Here is a 26,665-nt window from a genome sequence, read left to right on the forward strand (position 1 = left end):
CTTTTCAAGCGGCATGCGCTAAACTATCTCCATTGCTTTGCTGGGATGAGGAGAGTCGAGCCATGCGCTTGCCATCTGAAATGCGTTTTGTGGAATTACCGTCCTTCGGTGCGCCCGAGGTCATGACCCTCGCCCGCAAGCCCCTGCCGGTGTTGAAAGACGGCGAGATCCTCGTTCGGGTCGAGGCGACCGGCGTCAATCGACCGGATGTGGCGCAGCGGCAGGGTATTTATCCGCCGCCGAAGGATGCCAGCCCCATACTCGGACTGGAAGTTGCCGGCGAGATCGTCGATGTCGCGCGCGGCGTCACGGAATTTGCCATCGGCAACAAGGTCTGCGGTCTCGCCAATGGCGGTGCCTATGCGGAATATTGCGCCATCCCGGCCAGCCAGGCCTTACGGTTTCCGAACGGCTATGACGCCGTTCGCGCGGCGGCGCTGCCGGAGACGTTCTTTACCGTCTGGGCCAACCTTTTCCAGATGGCCGGCCTCACCGAAGGCGAGAGCGTCTTGATCCATGGTGGCTCCAGCGGCATCGGCACGACGGCGATCCAGCTTGCCCACGCTTTCGGCGCCACGGTCTACGCCACCGCTGGCTCGAAGGAGAAATGCGAGGCTTGCGAGAAGCTCGGGGCGAAGCGGGCGATCAACTACAAGGACGAAGACTTCGCCGAGGTCATCAAGGCGGAAACCGGTCACGGTGTCGATATCATCCTCGACATGATCGGTGCTGCCTACTTCGAAAAGAACCTGGCCTCGCTCGCCAAGGACGGTTGCCTGTCGATCATCGCCTTCCTCGGTGGTGCTGTGGCCGACAAGGTCAATCTGCAGCCGATCATGGTCAAGCGCCTGACAGTGACGGGCTCGACCATGCGCCCGCGCACGGCGGAAGAGAAACGCGCCATCCGCGACGATCTCCTCTCGCAGGTCTGGCCGCTGCTCGACGAGGGCAGGATTGCCCCCGTCATCTACAAGACCTTCGCCTTTGATGACGTCATCGACGCACATGGGCTGATGGAGACCAGCAATCACATTGGCAAGATCATGCTGAAGCTGGCCTGAGGGTAAGCGACATGGCGATGGCGACGAGGCCGGGCAGGGCCATCAGCGCATAGAGCCATGTCGCCGCCGACAGGCTGCCGGCAATGCCGCCGGGATGGGCAAGTCCGGCACTGTTGACGATGACGCCGGCGAGTGCTGCGCCGAAGGCGCCGCCAAGCGACTGCACCATCGAGATGGCCGCCGAAGCCTTGTCCTGCTCTGTTTGGTCGGCAAGGCTGATGATCCTGGCGATCAGATGTCCCCAGCCGAGGCCGACGCCGAAGCCCATCAGGAACATGGAGACGACGGCGGGCGCGAGCCAGATGAGATGGCCGGCCGGATTGTCTCTCGCTAAGAAGGGGATCAGCGACGCGGTGGAGACGGTTTCAAGTACGCAGCCGATGATGATCGCTATGGCGGCCTGCCGTCCCGAAAACGAGGCACTGAAGAAGGCGGCCACGGTCCAGCCGAGCGCCACCAGCGCGACGAGATAGCCGGAGGCGAGCGGTGCGACGCCGTGCAGGTTTTGCAGGAAATAAGGGATATAGATATCGCTCGTCAGCACCAGCATCATGGTGAACATCATCAGATAAAGGCGGGAGATCGGCTTGGCGAGGGTGACGGCGCCCTTTGGCAGCAGCCGGGTCTGCCCCTTGCGCTCGAAGATCAACATTGCCGCGATGAAAGCGACGGATAGGCCGATCAGCAGGATCTTGTAGGATTGATGATCGCTTGTGCTCGCAAAACTCGTCAGCAGCACCGCCGTGAGCAGAAGTGCGATCTGGACCAGCGGCGTTTTTCCCTCTGCGCGGTCGTCCTTGACCTTCGGCAGCAGCCACCGTGCCGACAGGGCCATGAGACCGGCCACGGGCACGAGAATGATGAAGGCCTCGCGCCAGGCGTGGCCGGCGGAGAACATGCCGCCGAGCGTCGGCCCAAGCACCGTCGCGACGCCCCATATTGCCGCATAAAGCGTGGAGGCCTTGCGCCACATCGGCTCGGGATAAACGAAGCGAATGAAGGCATAGGCAAGGCCCGCCAGCATGCCGACGCCGTAACCTTGTACGGCGCGTCCGGCCAGCACGACATGCATCGTGGGCGCGATGGCACAGATCAGATTTCCGGCGCCGAATATCAGCGCCGCCGCAACATAGACCGCGCGCAGGCCCATGCCTCTCGGTCGCGTCGCAACCGTGATCGAGCCGAGTACGCCGGCCGCGACGAAAAGCGTCGTCATCCAGGAAAACAGCTCCAGGCCGCCGATGTCACGAACGATGGATGGCGCGAGCGTCGCGGTGATGTAGGATTCGACGGCATAAAGCGTGACGCCGCCGCCGAGCATCAGCGTCGCGGGCAGGAGTCGGGGCGAGAAGAGGGTGAAAATGGAGTCGGAGCGGGACGTATCTGCGTGGTCGATGCTAGACATCGGGTGATTCCTCGGTGTTTTCCCTGGCGAATAATTATTTTCCAAGTTATAGATTGGAAAATTACATTGCTGCGAAATTAAAACAAGAGATAACTTGGAAAAATGCGTCAATCGCCCATCAACCGAATCCTGATCCTGTTGAAAACCGATGGTCCGCAGCTTGCAGCGGCCCTCGGCAGCGCGCTCGGCATATCGTCGGAAGCGGTGCGCCAGCAGTTGACGAAGATGGCGGAAGAGGGCCTAGTCGAGCCGGTGACGGAGGCGTCCTCGGGCAGGGGGCGACCACGACAGCTCTGGCATCTGACGGCAGCCGGCAACCGCCAGTTTCCCGATGGCCATGCTGACCTCACCGCAACGCTTCTGGCGACGATGGCCGACCAACTCGGGCAGGGGGCGGTCGACGCGGTCATTTCAGCCCGGGAAATGGAGACGCTGAAGCGTTACCGTAGCGAAATCGACATCGCCTCCGATCTTCCCTCACGCGTTTCCACACTTGCGGCCATTCGCACGCGCGAAGGCTACATGGCCGATCATTGGCTGGAGGAGGATGGCTCCGTCATCCTGGTGGAAAATCACTGCCCCATCTGCGCCGCAGCAAGCGTCTGCGCCGGCTTTTGCCGATCGGAACTCGAGACGTTTCGTGAGGCTCTGGCGGCAAGCGTGGAGCGCGAGGAGCATATTCTGCTCGGGGCGCGGCGTTGTGCCTATAGGATAAGGGCGGCAGTTTGAACGAGGGGTTAAGCAGCCCGCACGGTCAATTTCAAGCCGAGGGCTCGAATGACGCCCGACAATGTTTCCAATGTCGGATTGCCGCCTTCGCTGAATGCCTTGTAGATGGTCTCACGACTGACGCCGGCTTCCTTCGCGAGCTGTGTCATGCCACGGGCACGGGCGACGTCGCCGATAACGGCGGCAATCAGCGCGGGATCACCGTCCTCGAATGCAGCTTCGACGTAGGCCGCTATGGCCTCCGCACTGCTTAGATGTTCCGTCGGATCCCAGGGTTTGGTTTCAAGTGCCATGATCAAGCCTCCTTCGCGAGTGCTTTGGCTTTTGCAATATCTGCGCTTTGCGTTGATTTGTTACCGCCGCACAAGAGCAGGACGAGAGTCTGGCCACGTTTATGATAATAGAGCCGGTATCCTGGGCCGTAATCGATGCGGAGTTCGCTGATGCCCTCGCCAACGGGCTTCACATCGCCGGGATTCCCGAGCGACAGGCGACGAATTCTCACCTGAATGCGGGCAACCGCATTGATATCCTTGAGTTTACCAAGCCAATCGGCAAATTCGGCGGTCTGGCGAATTTCGACCATTTGTGTACTATAATACACATCCGATAACTGTCAATTATAATACACAGATTGCCACATACCAATTGGCAACCCTCCAGTCAGCGGCTAACAATACCTCATCCCGCAAATCAAAGAGCGCTTTCCATCATGTCCAATCCCGTCTGCGTCGAAGTCACCCGTGGAAATCTCGTGGAGAGCCGTCATCGCGGATCGGTCGCCGTGGTCGATGGCGACGGGAAGCTGGTTTTCTCGCTCGGCGATATTGAAAGCGGCGTGTTTCCGCGTTCCGCCTGCAAGGCGATGCAGGCTTTGCCGCTGGTCGAAAGCGGCGCGGCGGATGCCTATGGCTTTGGCGATAAGGAGCTGGCGCTGGCCTGCTCTTCGCACAATGGCGAGGACGAGCATGTGGCGCTGGCCGCGTCCATGCTTGCGCGCGCCGGCCGGGATGTCGCCACGCTTGAATGCGGCGCGCATTGGTCCTTCGACCAGAAGACGATCATCCATCAGGCGCGCACTCTCGACAAGCCGACGGCGCTGCACAACAATTGTTCGGGCAAGCATTCCGGCTTCATCTGCGCCTGCTCTCATCAGGATATCGATCCCACCGGCTATGTCGGCTACGATCATCCGCTGCAACAGCAGATCCGCGCGACGATGCAGAGCCTGACGGGTACGCCGCTCGGCCACGACAATTGCGGCATCGACGGCTGCGCCATCCCGAGCTACGCCGTGCCGCTCAAGAACCTGGTGCATGGCTTTGCCAGGATGGCGACCGGCAACGGACTGGAGCCGCTGCGCGCCAAGGCGTCCCGTCGCCTGTTCGACGCCTGCATGGCCGAGCCCTTCTATGTTGCCGGCACCGACCGCGCCTGCACGAAGCTGATGCAGATCGCCCCCGGCAGGATTTTCGCCAAGACCGGTGCCGAAGGCGTCTTTTGCGCGGCGGTCCCCGAGCAGGGCATCGCGATCGCGGTCAAATGCGATGACGGCACGACGCGCGCCGCCGAAGCCATGGTGGCCGCCACACTCGCGCGCTTCTTCGAGAAAGATGGTGGCGTCCATGCTGGCCTGATGGCCATGGCCAACAAGGCGCTCAAAAACTGGAACCGCATCCATGTCGGCGATATCAGGGCGACGTCAGCGTTGACGGCTTAGAATATCGTTGTCCCTTATCTGCGGCATGCGCTTGTCTATTTGGCTGGCAAATGCTGCCGCACCAGCCGGTACTCATGCCAGATCAGGACCATGATCAGCAGATCGAAGGCGGTCAGGATGAGAAGCCCGATCCCCTGGGTCTCGGTAAAGCGATAGAGCTGGTAGACGATAAAGAGCCCCAAAGCCGCCAGGGACGCCGGATAGGCCCATAGCTTGCCCCTGAGAAGACCGATGACGAGCAGCACTTTTACCAGGCCGTGGGTCAGGAGATAGAATGCGTAGAAGTGCTTGTTCTCAAGGGAGAAGTTTTGCGCCCAGGAAAGCAGGTGCGTTGCGATAAAGTCGTTCGGATTCTGGATCAATTCGTCTTGGGTGAGCAGGTTCACGACATGAACGATCGTATGGGTGCTGATGAGTGCGAGCGCTATTCCACCAATGCATTCGATCAGGGCATGGGCTCCCTTCAACAGCACGCTTATCTCGAAGAGCTGATGAATTCGGCGTTCGTTCATGCTCGATCGAGGCCTTTGCTAAACGCTTTGGATGAGTGACCACACGGATCCCGCAAGCATAAGCCCAATATCGGATCGGATTATGATGGCGCTCTCCTGTGCCCCTTTATTTTTTATCGCTATACGGCAAAAATAGGAACCTCCGCTCTCCGATAGGGCGCCAAGCTCTCCTCCTCAATATCTGATGGCACGATCATGCCCGAAACCGCCGTGATGGGCAGGATGTGGCAAGGCGAGGCGGCATCCAGCTTCTCCTGCGTCGCCAGCACATAGGTTTCCGCCGAGCATTGCGCGATATGCCGCTTGATGGCCGCCTCCTCGAAGTCGCCGGTCGAAAGGCCGCGGGCGGGATGGATCGCGGTGACGCCGAGGAAGAAGATGTCCGGTCGCACCAGCGAGATCGCCGCCATTGCCACGGCACCTGTCGCCACCATCGAATGCTTGTAAAGCCTGCCGCCGATCAGGATGACTTCGACCGTCGGATGATGCTCCAGTTCGCCTGCAATCGTCGGGCTGTGGGTGACGACGGTGAAGGAAAAATCCCTGGGAAGATGGCGCGCCATTTCTGCATTCGTCGTGCCGCCGTCGAGGAATACGGTCTGTCCCGGTCGGATCATCCCTGCCGCATAGGCGCCGAGCTGACGCTTCACCTCCGACGACAGGCTTTGCCGCGCCGAGAAATCCGGCAGCTCTGGCGAGAGCGGCAATGCGCCGCCATGCACACGCTTCAGCAGTTTTTCCGCCGCCATCTCTCGAAGATCCCTGCGGATCGTGTCCTCTGACAGACCGAGATCGTCGGCGACAGTCTTGGCGATCACCTGGCCGTCGCGGCGCAAGATATCGAGGATGAGGGTCTTTCGCTGACTGGTGAGCACGTTGCCTGCTTTCGCACGAAAACTCATGAATTATCGCGAATTTATCAGAAATGAGTCGACAATCAAGAAATTTAATGCATTTTCGTGCAAATTCCTGCAATGGGCAGGATTAGAGGAGATGTGACATGTTGATCCTGATTGCCGGACCCTATCGCTCCGGAACCGGGGACGATCCCGAAAAGATGGCCGCAAATCTCAAGCGGCTGGAAGAGCCGTCCCATGCCCTGTTCAGGGCAGGGCACCTGCCGATGATCGGCGAATGGGTTGCCTTGCCGGTCTGGCACGCCGCCGGCGGCAAGAGCATCGGCGACGATCTCTATGAGGAGATTTTCCACCCGACCGCACACCGGCTGCTGCAACTTTGCGAGGGTGTTTTGAGATTGCCAGGCGAATCCAAGGGCGCAGACAATGATGTTCGCATTGCCCGCGAAAGCGGCATTCCCGTCTGGTATCGGCTGGAGGATGTGCCCGGCTGCGGCTAAGGAACTTGCCGCCCATCTTCATGGCATGACGTGCGGGCCTTCGGTTTCCAGCGTCGCATCATGGGGATGGGCGCGCCCTTGCGCATCATCAAAAGCTTTCATGGCAAGTATCAGTGCCAGCCACTTCCGTATTTGCCCGGATGCCTTTAGTTTTCCTCGGAGTCGAACCGAGGAACAGACTATGCGGACACTCTATTTTGCAACGGGCACCTGTGCGCTCGCGAGCCTGATCGCGCTTGAAGAATCTGGTCTCGCCTACGAAGCCCGGCCTATCAGCTTCGCCAACGGCGAGCAGCGTTCGCCGGAATACCTGGCGATCAACCCCAAGGGTCGCGTTCCCGCGCTGATCACCGACAAGGGCGTCATCACCGAAAACGTGGCGATCCTCGCCTATGTCGCCCAGATCGCCCCACAGGCAAAGCTGGCGCCGCTCGACGATCCGTTCGAATTCGCCCGCATGCAGGCTTTCAACGGCTATCTTGCTTCGACCGTGCATATCAATCATGCCCATAAGATGCGTGGCCATCGCTGGACCGACGATGCCGCAGCGATCGAGGCGATGAAGGCCAAGGTGCCGCAGACCATGGGCGAGAGCTTTGCCTTGATCGAAGAGACGATGCTGGAAGGTCCATGGGTGATGGGCGAGCAATATACCGTCGCAGACGGTTATCTCTTCACCCTGACACGCTGGCTGCCCGGCGACGGCGTCGATCTGGCCCGCTTCGAAAAGGTTAGTGCCCATCACGCGCGCATGCTGGACCGCCCGGCTGTGCAAAGAGCACTTGCTGCCCAGCAGGCTTGATCAGACGGCGTCCAAGGCGGCCCGCAACTTTTTCGGCGCGCGGAACCGCCAGGCTTCGATCAGTCGGTCCTGCAATTCCGCATCGCCGATTTCGGCGACGCGCAGCGGCAGCGACGGCCAGCCGATATAGTGATCCGATTGGAAATAGATCTCCGGTGCCATCTCGATCAGTTGTTCCTTGCGGTCGACGGGCAGGGACAGCACGATGGTTTCGGTGTTCTTGATCGAGGCGAATGCTTTGCCGCCGATTTTCAGCGCCGGCAGGCCGTAATGGGTACTGGTTTCGACGTCGGGCAAGTGGGCTGCTGTTACGAGCCGCAAAAGGCGCTGCAGAATATTGCCGATGTCAGTGCCCATCTGCCATGCTCTTTCTGGTTGTGTCCGAGCAAAAGAGAATATAAGCCATTGGATATGGAGACAACTCTAACGTTGTATAGAGCCATATGCCGATCAGTCGAGAGGGTCGAGTGACACTTGCGAACGCCATCGTCGTGATAGCGTTCTTGTCAATTATAGAGGGGCATCTTCACTACGATCGAAGATGGCGTGCGGCTTTTGAAACTGTTGCGGTAGGCAATACGGAAAAAGTCGTTCTGACCAAGCTCGGACGTCCGACCGCGCGTGAAAAGCCGGACCGACTATATCCTGGTTACGCATATGCGAACTGTACCACGCCCTGCGTTGAAAGATTGTGGTATGAAAACCTCATTCCCGGCCTTGAGGCATGGTCCATTTCTCTTGATAGCGACAGGAGAGTTCTGGAAAGCTATCACTGGGCTTCACCATGAGCGCGCTCACGCACATTCCGTCGATCGCATGTCCCGCCCATCCGCTTTCCGCCCCAGATTTTCGGGCATGAGCGGCAGGTCAGCCAGTTCTTCCAGCGACATGGCCTCTAGTACGGGATGACTGAGCGGATCGTCTTCACGCTCGCGATCCTCGTCCAGCAGGTGATTGAAGAAAAGCTTCAGTATCGACATGGCATGCCTCCTCGTCTCTCCGCGAATATGCGCCCATCGGGCATTCAGTGGGTCTGTGGCGGCAGGTTTCAACTCTATGCTGTAATGATCGCGCGTTTCGCGCTGAATTTCAATTGAGAATGCCGGGATGCTGATATAGATATTCTATATGAGAAATCTCAACAGCGTTCATCTGAACGGGCTTCGCGCCCTGGAGGCGGTCGGTCGGCTCGGGTCGCTGCAGGCGGCGGCCGATGAGCTTGGTGTGACCATCGGAGCCGTCAGCCAGCAGGTGATCAAGGCGGAGGCGCAGCTGGGCCGGCCGGTCTTCGAACGCACGCCGAGGGGCATGGCGGTGACGGAGGCGGGTATCGCGGTGCTGGCGCGGCTTGGCGAGGGGTTTCAGGCGTTATCGGCGGCAGTGACTGTGGCGCAATATCGCGACGATAATATTCTTACCATCTCGGTCGCGCCGGTTCTCGCCGCCCGCTGGCTGGTGCACAGGCTCGATCGCTTCGCCAAGCGTCATCCGGATATCCGTCTGCGCATCGACGCCACCACGCAACTGGTCAATCCGGCGACATCGGATGTCGATATCGGCATTCGCGTCGGCAGCGGCCAATGGCCGGGTGTCAAATCCGAGCTGCTGCTCGCGCAGAAGGTCTTTCCCGTCGTCACGCCGCAGATCGCCGCCACGCTCAAGGAGCCGGCGGATCTCTTAAAGGTGCCCGCCGTGATCGACGGGCACGCCATGTTTACCTGGGATATCTGGCTGAAACAGGTCGGCCTTGCCGGCAGATGCATGGAAGAGCGGCATGTCTTCAACGACGCCTCGCTCTGCCTCGACGCCGCCATGGCCGGCCAGGGCGTGATGCTCGCCTGGCAGACGCTGGCGGCCTATGCGCTAGAGCAAAAGTGCCTCGTCGATCCATTCGGCATCCGCGCCAAAACCGGCTTCGGACATTACTTCATCACGGCTGAAGGCGTGCGGGAAGCCAAGAAGGTGACCGCCTTCAAAGCCTGGATCCGCGAGGAGATGGAAGAAAGCATGCGTCTCTTCCAGTGAGCCGGACTCAGGCCGGCTCCTTGCCCCGTGCAGCCTGCATTGCCTTGTAAGCAGCGCGCGACTGGCAGCGTTCGATCCAGGCTTTCACCTTCGGGTGGCTGTCGAACAGCGCCTGTTCCGTCTGCGCATAACGCAGGACTTCGGCAGCGTTGAGGTCGGCGACGGTGAAGCGATTGCCGGCGATATAATCCTGGTTCTGAAGATGCTGCTCAAGCACATCCAGCGGCTTCTTCAGCGAGCGGCAGGCAACCGCGATCCCGGCCTTGCCGGCCTCGCTGTTCTCAAGGCCATTGTCGTAGATCCTGACGAGTGCGACGGAATAGGGCTCCACCTCGGTCGCCGCCCACATGGTCCACATCAAAAGCTGCCCCTCCTCTTCCACCGTCTTGCCGGCCAGCGGGCCGCCATATTTGCGGGCGAGATAGAGATTGATCGCCAGGGATTCGTTCATGACGAGATCGCCATCCTTGATGCTGGGGATCATCGCCATGGGGTTTACGGCCAGGAATTCCGGCGACAGCGTGTTGAGCGGCGCATCGGGGCTCAAAGGATTATCCAGCCGGCGCGCTTGAAGCGCTGGCACGGACTTGAATTCGATGCCGAGCTCCTCCGCCATCCAGTAATTGCGGGAAGCGCGCGAGCGATAGACGCCATAGATTGTCAGCATGTTCCGTCTCCGAAGTGTTTTGAGTCGAGCGAGGTTATTGGCGGCTATTGGCGAAAGGAAGGGGTGTCCGCTGATATCTGGATGAAAGCTTTTGATGGGTGCACGGGACCAAGCACGAAAATATCTGCAGACCGCCCGGAATCTTTGCAAATCATGCTGTCTGCTCACCTCCTTTGTTCGGAAATTAGCCTCCGTGCATGTTAGATTCGACTCATGGTTTTCATCGGATGCGGTAGGAGGCATCCGGCGAAGAAGTCCATGCGCAATTGGTGACTGCGATCTCGGGAGGAGAGCAGATGCTGGCGACGAGCGTATCGCTTGACGACAAATATACCGCAGACGAGGGTCGTGTCTTCATGACCGGCCTGCAGACGCTTGTGCGTCTGCCGATGACCCAGATGCGCCGCGATCGCGCTGCCGGTCTCAACACCGCCGCCTTTATATCCGGCTATCGCGGTTCGCCGCTCGGCGGCTACGATCAGCAGCTTCTAAAAGCCAAGACCTATCTCGACGCGCATGATGTCACCTTCCAGCCCGGCATCAACGAAGACCTCGCTGCCACCGCCGTCTGGGGGACGCAACAGGTTGGTTTATCGCCCGGCGTTCGCAAGGATGGCGTGCTCGGCATCTGGTACGGCAAGGGCCCCGGCGTCGACCGCTCCGGAGACGTGTTGAAACATGCCAACGCCGCCGGCACATCGAAACATGGCGGCGTCCTCTGTTTCGCCGGCGACGATCATTCCGCCAAATCCTCCACTATTCCGCACCAGACCGACCATGATTTCATGTCGGCGGTCATTCCGGTCCTCTATCCCTCTTCGATCCATGAATTCCTCGAATACGGCCTGCTCGGCATCGCCATGTCGCGCTATTCCGGCTGCTGGGTCGGCATGAAGTTCATCGCCGATACCATCGAGACGACGGCTGCCGTCGATCTCTCGGGTGAAAGACGCCAATTCGTGCTGCCGACCGATTTCGAGCTGCCGCCCGGCGGCCTGAACCTGCGCTGGCCCGATCCGCCGCTGGTGCAGGACGATCGCCTCCAGACCTACAAAGCCTATGCCGCCATCGCCTTTGCCCGCGCCAATCGCGTCGATGAAGTGACCCATGATGTGCCCAACGCCCGCTTCGGCATCATCTCCTCGGGCAAGGCCTATGAGGATGTGCTGCAGGCGCTGCGCGAACTCGAAATCGGCCCGAGGGAAATGGCGGCGATCGGCCTGCGCATCCTGAAGGTTCGTATGCCTTGGCCGCTGGAGCCGGAAGCCGTGCGGCATTTCTCCGAAGGGCTGGACGAGGTGCTGGTTATCGAGGAGCGGCGCGAGATCATCGAAAACCAGATCAAGCAACAGCTCTTCAACTGGCGTTCCGATGTGCGCCCGCGCATCGTCGGCAAGTTCGACGAGCACGACAAGCCCTATCTCAGCCTGTCGGCGGCGCTGACCGTCGGCGCGGTCGCGAGGGCCATTGCCGGCCGCATCGTCAAGCTCGATCTCGATTCCTCATTGCATGATCGCATCGCCGCCAAGCTCACCTATCTTGCCGAGCGCGGCCAGATCAGCCGTAGCCATGTCGCGCCGGTGAACCGCACGCCGTTCTTCTGCTCCGGCTGTCCGCACAACACCTCGACCCGCGTGCCCGAGGGCAGCCGGGCCATGGCGGGCATCGGTTGCCACTACATGGTCACCTGGATGGACCGCAACACCGAGACCTTCACGCAGATGGGCGGCGAGGGCGTGCCGTGGACGGCAATCGCCCGCTATACCGACGAGAAGCACATGTTCGCCAATCTTGGCGACGGCACCTATTTTCATTCCGGCATTCTCGCCATCCGCCAGTCGGTCGCCGCCAAGGTCAATATCACCTATAAACTGCTCTATAACGACGCCGTCGCCATGACCGGCGGGCAACAGATCGACGGTTACCTGACGCCGGAACTCGTCACCCGCCAGCTGCATGGCGAAGGTGTCAAGCCGATCTATCTGCTCTCGGAAAGTCCGGAGGCCTATTCGGCATCGAATCTGGCTCCCGGCGTCAAGGTCCTGCATCGCGATAATATCGATCAGGTGATGCTAACGCTGCGCGAGACGGAGGGCTGTTCGGCCATCGTCTATGTCCAGACCTGCGCTGCCGAAAAGCGCCGTCGTCGCAGCCGTGGTCTCCTTGAAGACCCAGCCAAGCGCGTCTTCATCAACCCGGCTGTCTGCGAGGGCTGCGGCGACTGCTCGGTGCAATCCAATTGCATTTCAGTCGAGCCGTTGGAAACGGAATTCGGCCGCAAGCGCCAGATCAACCAGTCGAGCTGCAACAAGGATTTTTCCTGTGTGAAGGGCTTCTGCCCCTCCTTCGTCACCGTCCATGGCGGCAAGCGCCGCAAACGCAAGGCGCTGGAACATGCGGATGTTAAGGTGCCGATGCCGGAAGTCCCGGCTCTTGGCGAGCGTCCCTGGAATATTGCCATCGCCGGCGTCGGTGGCACCGGCATTCTGACCATCGGCGCCATCCTTGGCATGGCCGCTCATCTCGACGGCAAGGTGCCAATGATCCTCGACATGGCCGGCCTCGCGCAAAAGGGCGGCGCCGTCATGAGCCATCTGCGCATCGGTCACAATCAGGCTGACGTCACCTCGTCGCGCATCGTCAATGGCGGCGCCGACCTGTTGCTTTCCGCTGATGAAGTGGTCGGTGCGTCCAAGGATGCGATCACGCTCTGCTCTTCCGCCCGCACCACCGCCATCGTCAACACCGGCCTGATGCCGGTCGCCGATTTTGTCCGTAACCGCGATTTCGATTTCAAGGTCGGGTCGGTGCAGCATGCCATCGCCAAGACCGTCACCGACACATCCGTCTTCCTCGATTTCGGCCATGTCGCGAGCGAAGTCACCGGCGATGCCATGTCGACCAACATCCTGCTCACCGGCTTTGCCTGGCAGCGCGGTCTGCTGCCGCTGTCGCTGGAAGCCATCGAACAAGCGATCGAGCTCAATGGTGTGGCGGTCAAGGCCAGCCTCTCGGCCTTCCATTGGGGCCGGCTGCTGGCGCATGATCCGCGAGCCGTCCATGAGATGATGAGCGAGCCGGAGGCGAAAAAGACGCTGGTGGAGATGAGCCTCGGCGAACTGATCACCCACCGCAAGGCGCATCTGACCGCCTATCAGAATGCGGCCCTTGCCGATCGCTATGCCGCTTTCGTCACGCGTGCCGCGGCAGCGGCCGCCAAGGCCCAGCTTTCCGACAAAGTGCCCTTCGCCGTTGCCGTGACCTATGCCCGGGTGCTCGCCTATAAGGACGAATATGAAGTGGCGCGGCTTCTGACTGATCCCGCTTTCGAGGCGCATCTGCGCGACGAGATGGAAGGCGATTTCAAGCTGGCTCTCAATCTCGCCCCGCCGATGCTCGCCGGCAAGGATCCGAACGGATGGCCGAAAAAGCGCGAATTCGGTCCCTGGATTTTGCCACTGCTGCGCCGGCTCGCGCCGATGAAACGGCTGCGCGGCACCGCCTTCGATCCCTTCGGCTATATGGCCGAACGTCGACTCGAGCGCCGGCTGATCGACGAATATGAAGGGATCGCCGAGCGCGTCCTCGGCCGTCTGCGCGCGGATAATGAGACGGAGGCCCTTGCTATTCTGTCATTGTTCGATGAGATCAGAGGCTACGGACTGGTCAAGGAGGAGGCCGCCCGGAAGGTCATGGCGCGGATCGCCGAGAAGCTGAAGACCTATGACATGCCGCAGGAGAAGCAGCACGTTCCCGCCGATGCGGCGTGATGTTCAGGAGAGAAGCGGGAGGAGAAAGCCATGTATGACGGGGGACTGAATTTCGCGCTCGGCGACGAGATCGAGGCATTGCGCGACAGCGTGCGCCGCTTTGCCGAACGCCGTATCGCGCCGCTTGCCGATGAGATCGATCGCAACAATGGCTTTCCGATGCATCTGTGGCGGGAGATGGGAGAGCTGGGCCTGCTCGGCATCACCGCCGATGAGGCTTACGGCGGTGCGGGTCTCGGCTATCTCGCGCATACTGTGGCCATGGAAGAGATCAGCCGCGCCTCGGCCTCCGTCGGCCTCAGCTACGGCGCCCATTCCAATCTCTGCGTCAACCAGATCAACCGCAACGGCACGAGTGAGCAAAAGGCGCGCTACCTACCAAAGCTGATTTCCGGCGAGCATGTCGGCGCGCTCGCCATGTCGGAGCCCAGCTCCGGCTCCGATGTCGTCTCGATGAAGCTCCATGCCGAAAAGCGCGGCGACCGCTATATTTTGAACGGCAGCAAGATGTGGATCACCAACGGTCCCGATGCCGAAGTGCTGGTCGTCTACGCCAAGACCACCCCCGATGCTGGTCCACGCGGCATCACCGCTTTCCTGGTCGAGAAGGGGTTCACGGGTTTCTCTGTCGGCCAGAAACTCGACAAGCTCGGCATGCGCGGCTCCAGCACGTCGGAACTGATTTTCATCGATTGCGAAGTCCCGGCGGAAAATGTGCTGGGTCAGGTCGATGGCGGTGTGCGGGTCCTAATGTCCGGCCTCGACTACGAGCGCGTCGTCCTGTCCGGCGGTCCTGTCGGCATCATGGCCGCCTGCATGGATGTCGTGCTGCCCTATCTGCACGAGCGCAAGCAGTTCGGCCAGCCGATCGGCGAGTTCCAGCTGATGCAGGGCAAGCTTGCCGACATGTATGTGACGATGAATGCCGCCCGCGCCTATGTCTATGCGGTCGCCGCCGCCTGCGATCGTGGCGAAACGACCCGCAAGGATGCCGCCGGCTGCATTCTTTACGCCGCCGAGAAGGCGACGGCGCTGGCGCTGGAATGCATCCAGGCCCTCGGCGGCAACGGCTATACCAACGACTATCCGGCCGGCCGCTTGCTGCGCGATGCCAAGCTCTACGAGATCGGCGCCGGCACCTCCGAAATCCGCCGCATGTTGATCGGGCGGGAGCTGTTTGCCGAAACCATCTGATTTCGAAAGCGAGACATCAGCTAATTCAAGGGAAAGTAAACTATGCCTTCACAACCATGGAAGCCGACTCTGCATCCCGCGACGCAGCTTCCATCAACGTATCGGTGATCCATTGGTTGACGGATTGAGCCTTGTTCCCGGCTGCTCGAACGACCTGCTGATGCAGGCGCGGAGTCATGCGCAGGGAGAGGTTCCCGGAAAACGGCCGATCGGGTTCCTGCGATCTCTCTGCGCAGAATGCCAGATAATCATCGACACTGTCGCGGAAGGCTTGCACCAATTCCTGTGCCGTCTCCGCTTCAAAGGTGACGATGTCCTTGATGCCGACGATACGGCCATGGAAAACCATATCATCCTCGTCGAACTCCACCGAACCGGTATAACCCTTGTAAGGTCTCATGGCTTTATTCCCAAATCTGTCAGGAACTCCCTGACGGTGCGAACGACATATTGCTTCGTATCGGGCTTTGGATGCGGTCGATGGATGAACAATGTTCGACCACGAAGCGTAAAACGAACGCGGGAGCCATTTCCCTCCGACACCTCACAGCCGATCGCCACCAGCAGAGCTTCGATATCCTGCCACTTAATGGTGGCTCTCACCGGATTGGTGAAAATGGCTTCCAGCGTCTGCCGCTGCTTCGAATTCATGGATCGTTCCGCTACGGCAAATTATTGGTATCAAAATATGGTAGCAAATAGGCTAAGTCAATGACCGTCCTGAAATCAGATATCTCCGCCCATTCGGACCGGTTCAGGAATAATCGCGCCGCGATGCTGGAAGCGATCGGCGTGGCCGAGGCGGCGGCCTTGCGGGCGGCGGAGGGCGGCGGTGCGCAGGCGCGCGAGCGGCATGTCGGTCGCGGCAAGATGTTGCCGCGCGATCGCGTAGCGGGACTGATCGATCCGGCGACGCCTTTCCTTGAAATCGGTGCGACGGCCGCGCACGGCCTTTATGGCGACGAGGCGCCGGGCGCGGGGCTGATCACCGGCGTCGGCCGCGTTTCCGGCCGCGACTGCATGATCGTCTGCAACGACGCGACCGTCAAAGGCGGCACCTACTATCCGGTCACGGTGAAGAAGCATCTGAGGGCGCAGGAGATCGCGGCGGAAAACAATCTGCCCTGCCTTTATCTGGTCGATTCCGGTGGCGCCAATCTGCCGAACCAGGATGAGGTCTTTCCGGACCGCGATCATTTCGGCCGCATCTTCTACAATCAGGCCAACATGTCGGCGGCGGGCATTCCGCAGATTGCCGTGGTCATGGGTTCCTGCACGGCGGGCGGCGCCTATGTCCCGGCCATGTCGGACGAAACCATCATCGTCGAGGGGCAGGGGACGATCTTTCTCGCCGGGCCGCCGCTGGTCAAGGCTGCCACCGGCGAAGTGGTTTCGGCGGAAGATCTCGGCGGCGGCGATGTGCATACGCGCCTTTCCGGCGTCGCCGATCATCTGGCGCGCGACGATGCCCATGCGCTGGCGCTCGCCCGGCAGGCAGTCGCCAATCTCAATCGCCACAAGCCGGTGACTGTCGAGCTGCGCACGCCGGAGCCACCGCTCTACGATCCGGAAGAAATCCTCGGCATCGTGCCCTCCGATCTGCGCACGCCCTATGATGTCCGCGAGGTCATCGCCCGCGTCGTTGACGGTTCGCGCTTCGACGAGTTCAAGGCGCGCTATGGCGCGACGCTGGTCTGCGGCTTCGCCCATGTCCTCGGCATTCCTGTCGGCATCATCGCCAACAATGGCGTGCTGTTTTCGGAATCGGCGCTGAAGGGCGCACATTTCGTCGAGCTTTGCTCGCAGCGCAAGATCCCGCTGGTCTTCTTGCAGAACATCACCGGCTTCATGGTCGGCCGGAAATACGAGACTGAGGGCATCGCCAAGCACGGCGCCAAACTGGTGACGGCGGTGGCGACGACCAGGGTACCGAAGATCACCATGCTGATCGGTGGTTCCTTCGGCGCAGGCAATTACGGCATGGCCGGCCGCGCCTATTCGCCGCGTTTCCTCTGGACCTGGCCGAACAGCCGCATCTCCGTCATGGGCGGCGAGCAGGCGGCCGGTGTGCTCGCGACCGTGCGCGGCGAGGCCTTAGCGCGCGCCGGCAAGCCCTGGACGAAAGAGGAAGAGGCGGCCTTCAAGCAGCCGACCTTGAAAATGTTCGAAACCCAGAGCCACCCGCTCTATGCCTCGGCGCGCCTTTGGGACGATGGCATCATCGACCCGCGCAAGAGCCGCGATGTCTTGGCACTATCGCTGTCGGCCGCACTCAATGCGCCGATCGAAGACACGCGCTTTGGCTTGTTCAGGATGTGAGGAGATTGAGATGAAACGCGACGCCATCAATGCCAAGAACGCACCACAGCCGCGTGGTGGCTATGCCCAGGCCGTGAAGCTCGAGAATTTCGAGAAATTGCTATTCGTCAGCGGCCAGATTCCGATGACATCAGATGATGCGCTTCCGGAGGGGTTCAAGGCGCAAGCGCGCCAGGCCTGGCTCAATGTCGACGCCCAGTTGAAAGCCGCCGGCATGAGCAAGGTCGACATCGTCAAGGTGACGGTCTTTCTTGCCGACCGTCACCACACCATGGAGAACCGCGAGATCCGCGCCGAATATCTGGGCTCACTCACGCCAGCCATGACGGTGGTGATCGCCGGCATTTTTGACACCGCATGGCTGCTCGAGGTCGAGGTTGTCGCCGCGCAATAGGATCAACTGATGTTCTCGAAGATATTGATCGCCAATCGCGGAGAAATCGCCTGTCGGATCATCCGGACGGCAAGGCACTTAGGTGTTCGCACAGTCGCTGTCTATTCTGATGCGGATATCGATGCCCTGCATGTCACGCTCGCCGATGAAGCGATCCATATCGGCACGGCTGCTGCCAGCGAGAGCTATCTTTCGAAGGAGCGGATCATCGCTGCCGCACAGCGATCCGGCGCCAAGGCTATCCATCCCGGCTATGGCTTTCTATCGGAAAATGCCGATTTTGCTGAGGCCGTCGAGAAGGCTGGGCTGACCTTCATCGGCCCGTCGCCCGCCTCAATCCGGGCCATGGGTCTCAAGGATGCGGCCAAGGCGCTGATGGAGCAGGCCGGCGTGCCGGTCGTCCCCGGCTATCATGGCGACAAGCAGGATACGGCGTTCCTCGCCGAGCGGGCGGCGGAGATCGGCTTTCCCGTGCTAATCAAGGCGCGGGCCGGCGGCGGCGGCAAGGGTATGCGCCGCGTTGACCGGCTGGAGGAATTTGCGGCAGCGTTGGAGGCGGCAAGACGCGAGGCGAAATCGGCTTTTGGCGATGACGCCGTGCTGATCGAGAAATATCTGAGCCAGCCACGTCACATCGAGATCCAGGTGTTTGGCGACAGCCAAGGCAATGTCGTGCATCTCTTCGAGCGCGATTGCTCCTTGCAACGGCGGCACCAGAAGGTAATCGAGGAAGCGCCGGCACCCGGCATGACGATGGAGATGCGCAGCGCCATGGGCGAAGCGGCGGTGCGGGCAGCCCGCGCCATCGATTATCGCGGTGCCGGCACCGTCGAGTTCATTGCCGATGTCTCGGAAGGCCTCTCGCCGGACCGGTTCTTCTTCATGGAAATGAACACCCGCCTGCAGGTCGAGCATCCCGTTACCGAGGCGATTGCCGGGGTCGATCTGGTCGAATGGCAATTACGGGTCGCGAGCGGCGAGCCTTTGCCGAAGACGCAAGCCGAACTGACGATCGACGGATGGGCTTTCGAGGCACGGCTTTATGCCGAGGATCCGTCGCGTGGTTTCCTGCCGGCAACCGGTACGCTGGCGCATCTGAAGTTTCCCGAGGGCGATGCCCGCATCGATGCCGGCGTGCGTCAGGGCGACAGCATCACGCCATACTATGATCCGCTGATCGCCAAGCTCATCGTTCATGCTCCAACCCGTGAGGCGGCGCTCGGCAAGCTGACACGAGCGCTGCGGGATACGCAAATAGCGGGAACGGCAAGCAATCTCGATTTCCTGATCCGCTTGAGCGAGCAGCCGGATTTCGTCACCGGCCATCCGGATACGGGCCTGATCGACCGCGAGGTGGAGGCGCTGACGTCGGTGCAGCCGCCTGACGATGTCGCCCTCGTCATTGCGGCCATTGTCGAGGCGGGTGGTCTGACGCGCTCCTTGAGCACTGATCCTTGGACATCGCTTGGCGCCTGGCAGCTTTGGGGTGAGGCGAGCCGGCCCGTCGTGCTGTATCATGGTAGTGACCAGACGAACTGCCGCGTGATTGCGAAAGGCCAGGATCTCTTCTCGGTGCCTTTTGACGATCGTACTGTCAGTATTCGCCTTGTCGACCGTAGCGGCGATACGTGCCGGTTGGAGGTCGATGGCCGACAAGTGAGTGTGAGTATTTTCCGGATACCGCATGGCCTGACGCTTTTCCTCGACGGCCAAACCCATCGTTTCCATCGGCCCGACCCGCTGGATGGCGAGGCGGAAATGGTCGCCGGTGGCGACCGGCTGATCGCGCCGATGCCTGGCCTCATCAAGATCGTGCGGGTACGAGAAGGCGATGCGGTGGCGAAGGGGCAGGCGCTCATCGTCATGGAGGCTATGAAGATGGAGCTGACACTGGCTGCGATGCGCGATGGCGTTGTGGAAAGCCTGAATGTCAGCGAAGGCGACCAGACCAGCGAAAGTGCCGTACTGCTGTCGCTCCGCCCGGAGGATACGCAATGACCGACCGTGCTCCCAACCATGTTACCATCGTCGAAATGGCGCCGCGCGACGGTTTGCAGAACGAAGAGCGGCAGATCGAGACGCAGGACAAGATCAAGCTGGTGGACCTGCTCTCCGATTGCGGTTTCGAGCGCATCGAGGTTACCAGTTTCGTCAGTCCGAAATGGGTGCCGCAGCTTGCCGATGCCGCCGAGGTCATGGCCGGCATCAAGCGCAAGCCGGGTATCAAATATGCGGTGCTGACGCCAAACAGGCGAGGGTTCGAGGAAGCGCTTGCGGCCGGCGCCGACGAGGTGGCGATCTTCGCCTCGGCCTCTGAGAGCTTCTCGATGCGCAACATCAACTGCTCCATCGCTGAGAGCATCGAGCGTTTCCGGCCGGTAGCAGAGGCGTGCCGCAATCGCGGTATTCCCCTGCGCGGCTATGTCAGTTGCGTTGTCGAATGCCCCTATGAAGGCATGATGCCGCCGGCGAATGCCGCCAGCGTTGCCGGGTTGCTGGGAGGGCTCGGCTGCTACGAGATCAGCCTGGGAGACACGATCGGCAGAGGCACGCCGGAGACGGTGAACAGGATGCTGGAAGCCGTGCTTGGTGAGCTTCCGGCTGCCATGCTGGCCGGCCATTTTCACGATACGTCGGGCCGGGCGCTGGACAATATCGCCGTCGCCCTGGAACGCGGCCTCAGGGTATTCGACGCTGCAGCCGGCGGCCTCGGCGGATGCCCCTTCGCGCCCGGCGCCAAGGGCAATGTCGATACCGCTGCGGTTCACGACTATCTGACGACGCGCGGTTTCGAAACCGGCCTCGATGAGGAGAAACTCACCCACGCAGCCGGCTTCGCCCGTAGCCTCAGGAGCGCCGCATGACATCGCAAACGATCCGCATTGCCATCGACGAACGCGGTGTTGCCCAACTGACCCTGGCGCGTCCGGAAAAGCACAACGCCTTGTCGGCCGAGATGATCGATGCCCTTACGGCGGCGGCCCATGATCTCGGTGGCAATGAGCGCGTGCGCGTTGTCGTCCTTACGGGCGAAGGGGCGAGCTTCTGCGCCGGCGGTGATCTCGGTTGGATGCGCGCCCAGTTCGACGCCACCCGCGCCGGGCGCATCGCCGAAGCCCGCCGGCTGGCGATGCTGTTCAAGGCTCTGAACGAAATGCCGAAGCCGCTGCTCGCCCGCGTGCATGGCAATGCCTTCGGCGGCGGCATGGGGCTCTTGAGCGTCTGCGACATGACGATTGCCGCTGCCACCGCCCGCTTCGGGCTGACGGAGGTTCGTCTCGGCATTATCCCCGCCACCATCAGCCCCTATGTCGTCGCCCGCATCGGCGAGGCGAATGCTCGTCCGCTCTTCCTCTCCGGCAAGATCATCGACGCCTGGCAGGCCCATGCTGCGGGGCTGCTCTCCCGCGTCGTGCCCGAGGATGCGCTGGACGATGCCGTCGAATCCGAAATCCATCATTTTCTCGCCGCCTCGCCACAGGCCGCCGCCCGCGCCAAGGCGCTGGCCCGCTCTCTCGGCATGCCGATCACCGAAGACCTCATTGATCGTGTCATCCTGCAGTTGGTGGAGGCGTGGGAGAGCGAGGAGGCAAGGGAAGGGCTGACGGCTTTCTTCGAGCGGCGGCAGCCGAAATGGCGGTAGGGGTTAGGTCCGCCTGTTCTTCTCGATTGTCAGCTGCGGAAACTCTTCGCTTCCCTTCACCGTCAAATCGCCCGTCGCCGGCTTGTCCCAACGGAAGCCGATAATCGCGCCTTTTTCTATCTGCTGGAACAGATTGTCCGAGATCACCGCCGAACCGGCGCCCTCGACCACGGAGACGGCACAGCCGACCGGCGCTTGGCGGATGATGTTGCCGGTGGCAACGAGGTTGCGGAGATAGGGACCCCAGCCGAGTTTCAGGCCCCAGAGCGGGGCATTCTCGATAAGGTTGGAGGCAATCAGCGTATCGGCTTCGGCGGAGATACCGATGCCGAAACCGCTCTCTTGCGGATAGGGGCCGGTCAGCGACAGGTTGCGGATGATGTTGCCGGTCACACTGGCAAGCCGCCCGCCCTTGTCGAAATTGGCGATCGCAATGCCGTTCGCGGCACCATCCACCAGATTGTTGCCGACGATAGCGCCTTCGAACTCGAACTCGCAGAAGATCGCCGTTTCGCCCGAGCGCAGGCATTGATTGCCCGTTATCTGCACGTTCGATGCCGAATTGGCTCGTACAGCGGTGAAGGCGCAATCGGTGATGCGGTTGCCGGAAACCAGAACTCCGCCGGCGCGAAAGATGTTGATACCGTTGCCGTTCTGGCCAGTGCCGCCGTCATTGGCGCCGATGCGGGCGATGCGGTTGCCGGTGACGATGCTGCCATCCTCGCCTTTGTCCCAGCGGTGGATGAGGATGCCGCCATTGCCGCAATCCTCGACTGTATTATCCGTTACCGTCAATCCGTCCGACTGGACGGAATAGAGGCCGGCATCGGCAGCGCCCGATATCCGGCTGCGCTCGATCCGCCCGCCGCATCGCTCCAGTTGCAGCGCATGCTTGCGGCTGCCGGCGATCTCGCAATTGTCGATCAGCACCTCGCCGACACCGGTAAATTGCAGCAGTCCGCCGGCATAGTCCGCAAGCCAGCGATTACCGCCATCCAGCACGAGGCCGGAAAGTTCGATGCGCCTGGCCTTGTCGGCGCTCATCAAATGGCCGTCGCCGCTATAGACCAGCCGTGACGCACCGGGCACGCCGGTGATGCGGGTATTGTCCGGCAGGGTCAGGTTCGAGATATTGTAATTTCCGGGCGGCAGGAAAAGAGGCGTGTTGTCCCGCGCGGCGCTGTCGATCATCGCTTGCAACTTGCCGCTCCTGACATCGCTGGTGCCTGGCGTCGTCTTGTAGGCGATCGCGTCGATCGGCCCGCGCATTTCGGCCCCGGCGATCTTGGCGAGTGGCGCAGCAAAGGCACGCGGCGCAAGCAGGCCGGCCGCAGTCGAGGTGGTGATGTAGGCGATGAACGCGCGGCGCTGCATCATGATGAACTCCTGAGACAACGCTTACGGAAGCAGAAAACGTGCCATCCGTATCTGTGCCATTCTGGTACGAAAGCGACCGACAGGCTTTCCACTTTATTCCTTCGTTTACCCCTGCGCGCCCGCGGAAATAATCGCGCCGCTCTGTGGACGACTCGCGAAGCGTGTTAGCCCTTCGTTATGCGAATCGCAGCCTTTCAACGTCTGGCATTGTTCGACGCCATCGATGAGGTGGGCGAGGTGGTTGCGCGCGATCTGGCATGGGCGGATGCGCAAGGCATCGATCTCGCTCTTTTCCCCGAATGCTATCTTCAGGGCCACAGCTACAACGAGGCCATTGCCAGGCGGCGCGCCCTCTCTCTCGATGACCCCACCCTGAATGCCTTGATCGGCCGCTGCGTCTCGGGGAGAACGACAGCAATCATCGGCCTTTTCGAGCGGCGAGGGGAGGCGATTTACAACAGCGCAGTCGTCGCGAAGGCCGGCCGGATCGTGGGGGTCTACGCCAAGGCGCATCCGCTGGAAAGCGGCTGTACGCCGGGGACGGATTTTCCAATTTGGGCGCTCGCCGATTGGCGCTTCGGCATCAATATCTGCGCCGATCTCAGATATCTCTACACGGCATCCCGCCTTGCCAGAAAGGGAGCCGGCATCATCTGCAATCCCATCAACCTGATGCTGCGGCCGCACAAGGCGGAGATGTGGCATAAGCCCGGCATCTCCGGCCTACAAGTATGCGCCAGGCATACGGGATGTTGGGTCATGGCCTCGGATGTCGTCGGCAGCAACAAGGATGGCTGGTTGAGCTATGGCAGCAGCGCCATCGTCGATCCGAACGGCGTCGTCGTTGCCAAGGCGAAGCCCTATAGCGAGGATGTCCTGGTCTTCGACCTGCCCGATCGACACCATGAACGCGGATTCGATCAAAAAGCATCGATGATCGCTACATAATCACGGAAATCGCGCTATCCTTGTCCCTATGAGACCGGAGCAACTGCTTTATCCCGCCCCTGAAGGGCTGTTCTGTCCGATCGGCGGCTTCTATGTCGATCCGGTGCAGCCGGTGGAGCGGGCGTTGATCACGCACGGACATTCGGATCATGCTCGCGCCGGCCATGCCCATGTGCTCGCCACCCGCCAGACCCTGGATATCATGCGGATACGCTACGGCAGCGGCTTTGCCGGATCGGAGCAGTCGGTCGGTTTCGGTGAGGAGGTGACGCTCAACGGCGTGAAGGCGCGCTTCCATCCCGCTGGCCATGTGCTCGGCTCCGCACAGATCGCGGTGGAGAAGGACGGCCTGCGCATCGTCGTCTCCGGCGATTACAAGCGGCGGCCGGATCCGACCTGCGCGGCCTATGTGCCGGTTCCCTGCGACGTCTTCATCACCGAGGCGACGTTCGGCCTGCCGGTGTTTCATCATCCTGATCCGATGGCGGAGACGGAAAAACTGTTGGCCTCACTCCGACAATTCCCGGAGCGTACCCATCTGGTCGGCGCCTATGCGCTCGGCAAGGCGCAGCGCGTCATCCGACTGTTGCGCGACGCCGGCTACGACAAGCCGATCTATATTCACGGCGCGCTGGAGACCCTTTGCAGTTATTATGCCGGGCAGGGCATTGCGCTCGGCGAGTTGTTGCCGGCAACCGTGGAAAGCCGGGATCAGTCGATCTTCAAGGGTGCGATTGTCGTCGGGCCGCCATCGGCCTTTTCCGATCGCTGGGCGCGGCGGTTTCACGATCCGCTGCCGGCCTTTGCCTCCGGCTGGATGATGGTGCGCCAGCGCGCCAAGCAGCTCGGCGTCGAGCTGCCGCTGGTGATCTCCGATCATTGCGACTGGCCGGAACTGACCGAGACGATCGCGGAGCTGAAGCCGGAAGAGGTTTGGGTGACGCATGGGCGCGAGGAAGCTCTCGTGCGCTGGTGCGAATTGCGGGGCATCACGGCCAAGCCGCTGCATCTGATCGGCTATGAAGACGAGGGCGACTGATGAAAGCTTTCGCTGATCTTCTCGACCGCCTGGTGCTGACGCCGAGCCGCAATGGCAAGCTGAAGCTGCTGACCGACTATTTCCGCGATACGCCCGACCCCGATCGCGGTTATGGGCTGGCGGCAATCGCCGGCACGTTGGAGGTGCGCAACGTCAAGCCGGCCATGTTGCGCGAGCTCGTGCTCGAGCGCATGGACGAGGTGCTGTTTCGTTATTCCTACGACTATGTCGGCGACCTCGCCGAGACTATCTCGCTGGTCTGGGACAAGGAAAGCGACATTGTCCGTCCGCCCGGCGAGCAGCCGAGGCTCGGTGAGGTCGTGCGCCGCATGAATGCACTGGGCCGTACCGAGGTGCGCGGCTTCGTGCGCGATCTGCTGGACCGGCTGGACACGTCCGGTCGTTTCGCCTTCATGAAGCTTGCGACCGGCGCGTTGCGCATCGGCGTGTCGGCGCGGCTTGCCAAGCAGGCGCTGGCGGAGCTGAGCGGAAAGGACGTAACCGAGATTGAAACGCTGTGGCACGGGTTGCAGCCGCCCTATGAAAGCCTGTTCCAATGGCTGGAGGGCAAAGCCGAGCGGCCGGTGCTGGCGACGCCGGCGATCTTCCATTCCGTCATGCTCGCCAATCCCGTCGAACCGGGTGATCTCGACGGCCTCGACCCGAAGGATTTTGCCGCCGAATGGAAATGGGACGGTATCCGCGTCCAGCTTTCGCGGGCGGGTGCGACGAGCAAACTGTATTCCCGCTCCGGCGACGATATCTCCGGTGCTTTCCCCGATATCGTCGACGCCATCAACTTCGAGGGCGTCGTCGACGGCGAGCTGCTGATCGGCGGCACGGTGCGCTCCAACAGCCCGACGCGCACATTTTCCGATCTGCAGCAGCGGCTGAACCGCAAGACGGTGACGGCAGGGATGCTGGAGGACTATCCGGCCTTCATCCGCGCCTATGATCTGCTGTTCGACGGCGAGGAGGATGTACGTGCCCGCGGTTTTCTCGACCGGCGTGAACGGCTGACGGAGGTCATCGAGGCCGCGCCGCATGATCGTTTCGATCTGTCGCCGCTGGTCGATTTTACCTCGTGGGAAGAATTGAATCAGCTGCGTTCGTCGCCGCCGGATCCGGTCATCGAAGGTGTCATGATCAAGCGCCGCGACAGCGCCTATCTCGCCGGCCGTGCCAAGGGGCCTTGGTTCAAATGGAAGCGCAATCCCTACAACGTTGATGCGGTGCTGATGTATGCCCAGCGCGGCCATGGCAAGCGTTCCAGCTATTATTCCGATTTCACCTTTGGCGTCTGGTCGATGACGCCGGAGGGCGAGCAATTGGTGCCGGTCGGCAAGGCCTATTTCGGCTTCACGGATGCCGAACTCGAAGTGCTCGACAAGTTCGTGCGCAACAATACGGTCGATCGTTTCGGCCCGGTGCGGGCGGTGCGGGCCGACCGCGATTTCGGCTTTGTCCTCGAAGTCGCCTTTGAGGGGATCAACCGTTCGACGCGGCATAAGTCCGGCGTCGCCATGCGTTTTCCGCGCATTGCCCGTCTCCGGCCGGAGAAGCCGCCCTATGAGGCGGACCGGCTTGAAACTTTGGTGGCGCTAATTGACGCCAAGGCTCCCGCGGTTGATGAATAAGGGCGGGTTGATTCCTCACTACAAAGTGAATTGGCCTCGCCTTTCAACCGGTGCAGATATCGACGT

28 protein-coding genes are annotated in these 26,665 nt (G+C 61.2%); 17 read left to right on the forward strand and 11 right to left on the reverse strand.

The genetic code is table 11. From position 1 onward, the window contains the following. Window positions 1–62 precede the first annotated feature (62 nt). Window positions 63–1,061, forward strand: a complete 999-nt coding sequence (locus AB6803_RS11670) for an NAD(P)H-quinone oxidoreductase (RefSeq protein WP_371109038.1) — start codon at window positions 63–65, stop codon at window positions 1,059–1,061. Here the strand turns inward: AB6803_RS11670 and AB6803_RS11675 are convergent. Beyond that, on the reverse strand, window positions 1,042–2,466 hold the full coding sequence (locus tag AB6803_RS11675) for an MFS transporter (protein WP_371109039.1): 1,425 nt from the start codon (window positions 2,464–2,466) through the stop codon (window positions 1,042–1,044). The genes AB6803_RS11670 and AB6803_RS11675 overlap by 20 nt on opposite strands. 102 nt (window positions 2,467–2,568) lie before the next feature. Between AB6803_RS11675 and AB6803_RS11680 the strand changes: the two genes are divergently transcribed. Continuing rightward, window positions 2,569–3,195 carry a helix-turn-helix transcriptional regulator gene (locus AB6803_RS11680; protein WP_371109040.1) on the forward strand — a complete coding sequence of 209 codons (627 nt, stop codon included), beginning with the start codon at window positions 2,569–2,571 and terminating at the stop codon, window positions 3,193–3,195. A gap of 8 nt (window positions 3,196–3,203) precedes the next feature. Here the strand turns inward: AB6803_RS11680 and AB6803_RS11685 are convergent, their stop codons facing one another. Next, the gene (locus tag AB6803_RS11685) at window positions 3,204–3,488 is read right to left on the reverse strand and encodes an addiction module antidote protein (RefSeq protein WP_371109041.1); all 285 of its coding nucleotides are present in this window, start codon (window positions 3,486–3,488) and stop codon (window positions 3,204–3,206) included. Between the two features lie 2 nt (window positions 3,489–3,490). After that, window positions 3,491–3,781: a type II toxin-antitoxin system RelE/ParE family toxin gene (locus tag AB6803_RS11690; protein WP_371109042.1), complete on the reverse strand. Its 291-nt coding sequence runs from the start codon at window positions 3,779–3,781 to the stop codon at window positions 3,491–3,493. A gap of 126 nt (window positions 3,782–3,907) precedes the next feature. Between AB6803_RS11690 and AB6803_RS11695 the strand changes: the two genes are divergently transcribed. Next, window positions 3,908–4,915, forward strand: coding sequence for an asparaginase (locus AB6803_RS11695; protein WP_371109043.1), 1,008 nt, complete (start codon window positions 3,908–3,910; stop codon window positions 4,913–4,915). Between the two features lie 35 nt (window positions 4,916–4,950). Here the strand turns inward: AB6803_RS11695 and AB6803_RS11700 are convergent, their stop codons facing one another. Together AB6803_RS11700 and AB6803_RS11705 are read right to left on the reverse strand one after the other, a co-directional pair. Further along, a complete protein-coding gene (locus AB6803_RS11700) occupies window positions 4,951–5,427 on the reverse strand; it encodes a DUF2127 domain-containing protein (RefSeq protein WP_371109044.1) in 477 nt (158 codons plus the stop codon). Between the two features lie 119 nt (window positions 5,428–5,546). Then, window positions 5,547–6,302: a DeoR/GlpR family DNA-binding transcription regulator gene (locus AB6803_RS11705; RefSeq protein WP_371109515.1), complete on the reverse strand. Its 756-nt coding sequence runs from the start codon at window positions 6,300–6,302 to the stop codon at window positions 5,547–5,549. Between the two features lie 125 nt (window positions 6,303–6,427). Between AB6803_RS11705 and AB6803_RS11710 the strand changes: the two genes are divergently transcribed. Both AB6803_RS11710 and AB6803_RS11715 read left to right on the forward strand, forming a co-directional pair. Continuing rightward, window positions 6,428–6,784: a DUF4406 domain-containing protein gene (locus AB6803_RS11710; protein ID WP_371109045.1), complete on the forward strand. Its 357-nt coding sequence runs from the start codon at window positions 6,428–6,430 to the stop codon at window positions 6,782–6,784. Window positions 6,785–6,965: 181 nt separating this feature from the next. Further along, on the forward strand, window positions 6,966–7,586 hold the full coding sequence (locus AB6803_RS11715; protein ID WP_371109046.1) for a glutathione S-transferase family protein: 621 nt from the start codon (window positions 6,966–6,968) through the stop codon (window positions 7,584–7,586). Here AB6803_RS11715 and AB6803_RS11720 read toward each other — a convergent pair whose 3' ends face one another. Further along, on the reverse strand, window positions 7,587–7,943 hold the full coding sequence (locus AB6803_RS11720) for an MmcQ/YjbR family DNA-binding protein (protein WP_371109047.1): 357 nt from the start codon (window positions 7,941–7,943) through the stop codon (window positions 7,587–7,589). Window positions 7,944–8,053: 110 nt separating this feature from the next. Between AB6803_RS11720 and AB6803_RS11725 the strand changes: the two genes are divergently transcribed. Beyond that, window positions 8,054–8,374, forward strand: a complete 321-nt coding sequence (locus AB6803_RS11725; protein WP_371109048.1) for a hypothetical protein — start codon at window positions 8,054–8,056, stop codon at window positions 8,372–8,374. A 6-nt stretch (window positions 8,375–8,380) separates the two neighbouring features. On the opposite strand, the gene AB6803_RS11730 is transcribed toward AB6803_RS11725, so the two are convergent. After that, entirely contained in the window at window positions 8,381–8,566 is a 186-nt protein-coding gene (locus AB6803_RS11730) for a hypothetical protein (RefSeq protein WP_371109049.1), read from the reverse strand. Window positions 8,567–8,714: 148 nt separating this feature from the next. Here AB6803_RS11730 and AB6803_RS11735 point away from each other — a divergent pair, with 148 nt between their 5' ends. Next, window positions 8,715–9,611, forward strand: coding sequence for a LysR substrate-binding domain-containing protein (locus AB6803_RS11735; protein ID WP_371109050.1), 897 nt, complete (start codon window positions 8,715–8,717; stop codon window positions 9,609–9,611). 7 nt (window positions 9,612–9,618) lie between these two features. On the opposite strand, the gene AB6803_RS11740 is transcribed toward AB6803_RS11735, so the two are convergent. Then, complete coding sequence (locus AB6803_RS11740; protein ID WP_371109051.1) at window positions 9,619–10,278, reverse strand: glutathione S-transferase family protein; 660 nt, start codon at window positions 10,276–10,278, stop codon at window positions 9,619–9,621. 269 nt (window positions 10,279–10,547) lie between these two features. On the opposite strand from AB6803_RS11740, the gene AB6803_RS11745 reads away from it, so the two are divergent. Further along, window positions 10,548–14,048 carry an indolepyruvate ferredoxin oxidoreductase family protein gene (locus AB6803_RS11745; RefSeq protein WP_371109052.1) on the forward strand — a complete coding sequence of 1,167 codons (3,501 nt, stop codon included), beginning with the start codon at window positions 10,548–10,550 and terminating at the stop codon, window positions 14,046–14,048. 30 nt (window positions 14,049–14,078) lie between these two features. After that, window positions 14,079–15,242, forward strand: a complete 1,164-nt coding sequence (locus AB6803_RS11750) for an isovaleryl-CoA dehydrogenase (RefSeq protein ID WP_371109053.1) — start codon at window positions 14,079–14,081, stop codon at window positions 15,240–15,242. Between the two features lie 40 nt (window positions 15,243–15,282). On the opposite strand, the gene AB6803_RS11755 is transcribed toward AB6803_RS11750, so the two are convergent. Further along, complete coding sequence (locus AB6803_RS11755; RefSeq protein WP_371109054.1) at window positions 15,283–15,642, reverse strand: type II toxin-antitoxin system HicB family antitoxin; 360 nt, start codon at window positions 15,640–15,642, stop codon at window positions 15,283–15,285. Further along, the gene (locus tag AB6803_RS11760; RefSeq protein WP_371109055.1) at window positions 15,639–15,893 is read right to left on the reverse strand and encodes a type II toxin-antitoxin system HicA family toxin; all 255 of its coding nucleotides are present in this window, start codon (window positions 15,891–15,893) and stop codon (window positions 15,639–15,641) included. The genes AB6803_RS11755 and AB6803_RS11760 overlap by 4 nt, the downstream gene beginning before the upstream one ends. A 60-nt stretch (window positions 15,894–15,953) precedes the next feature. On the opposite strand from AB6803_RS11760, the gene AB6803_RS11765 reads away from it, so the two are divergent. From AB6803_RS11765 to AB6803_RS11785, 5 genes are read left to right on the forward strand one after another with little or no spacing between them, the layout of a single operon-like run. Then, window positions 15,954–17,561 carry a carboxyl transferase domain-containing protein gene (locus AB6803_RS11765; RefSeq protein ID WP_371109056.1) on the forward strand — a complete coding sequence of 536 codons (1,608 nt, stop codon included), beginning with the start codon at window positions 15,954–15,956 and terminating at the stop codon, window positions 17,559–17,561. 10 nt (window positions 17,562–17,571) lie between these two features. Continuing rightward, window positions 17,572–17,955, forward strand: coding sequence for a RidA family protein (locus AB6803_RS11770; protein ID WP_371109057.1), 384 nt, complete (start codon window positions 17,572–17,574; stop codon window positions 17,953–17,955). Window positions 17,956–17,964: 9 nt separating this feature from the next. Next, window positions 17,965–19,953, forward strand: a complete 1,989-nt coding sequence (locus AB6803_RS11775) for an acetyl-CoA carboxylase biotin carboxylase subunit (RefSeq protein ID WP_371109058.1) — start codon at window positions 17,965–17,967, stop codon at window positions 19,951–19,953. Continuing rightward, window positions 19,950–20,819: a hydroxymethylglutaryl-CoA lyase gene (locus AB6803_RS11780; protein ID WP_371109059.1), complete on the forward strand. Its 870-nt coding sequence runs from the start codon at window positions 19,950–19,952 to the stop codon at window positions 20,817–20,819. Before AB6803_RS11775 ends, AB6803_RS11780 begins: the two co-directional genes overlap by 4 nt. Continuing rightward, window positions 20,816–21,598 (forward strand): crotonase/enoyl-CoA hydratase family protein, encoded by a 783-nt coding sequence (locus AB6803_RS11785; RefSeq protein ID WP_371109060.1) that lies wholly within the window; start codon window positions 20,816–20,818, stop codon window positions 21,596–21,598. Before AB6803_RS11780 ends, AB6803_RS11785 begins: the two co-directional genes overlap by 4 nt. A 3-nt stretch (window positions 21,599–21,601) precedes the next feature. Here the strand turns inward: AB6803_RS11785 and AB6803_RS11790 are convergent, their stop codons facing one another. Next, window positions 21,602–22,975, reverse strand: a complete 1,374-nt coding sequence (locus AB6803_RS11790; protein WP_371109061.1) for a TIGR03808 family TAT-translocated repetitive protein — start codon at window positions 22,973–22,975, stop codon at window positions 21,602–21,604. Window positions 22,976–23,152: 177 nt separating this feature from the next. On the opposite strand from AB6803_RS11790, the gene AB6803_RS11795 reads away from it, so the two are divergent. Genes AB6803_RS11795 through AB6803_RS11805 form a run of 3 tightly spaced genes read left to right on the forward strand, consistent with a single transcriptional unit; the run spans window position 23,153 to window position 26,599 of the window. Continuing rightward, a complete protein-coding gene (locus AB6803_RS11795) occupies window positions 23,153–23,923 on the forward strand; it encodes a carbon-nitrogen hydrolase family protein (RefSeq protein WP_371109062.1) in 771 nt (256 codons plus the stop codon). A 28-nt stretch (window positions 23,924–23,951) separates the two neighbouring features. Then, window positions 23,952–24,962 (forward strand): ligase-associated DNA damage response exonuclease, encoded by a 1,011-nt coding sequence (locus AB6803_RS11800; protein WP_371109063.1) that lies wholly within the window; start codon window positions 23,952–23,954, stop codon window positions 24,960–24,962. Further along, complete coding sequence (locus AB6803_RS11805; RefSeq protein WP_371109064.1) at window positions 24,962–26,599, forward strand: cisplatin damage response ATP-dependent DNA ligase; 1,638 nt, start codon at window positions 24,962–24,964, stop codon at window positions 26,597–26,599. Before AB6803_RS11800 ends, AB6803_RS11805 begins: the two co-directional genes overlap by 1 nt. The last annotated feature ends 66 nt before the right edge of the window (window positions 26,600–26,665 follow it).

Source organism: Rhizobium sp. RCC_161_2 (genome assembly GCF_041355235.1).
Lineage (GTDB): Bacteria > Pseudomonadota > Alphaproteobacteria > Rhizobiales > Rhizobiaceae > Rhizobium.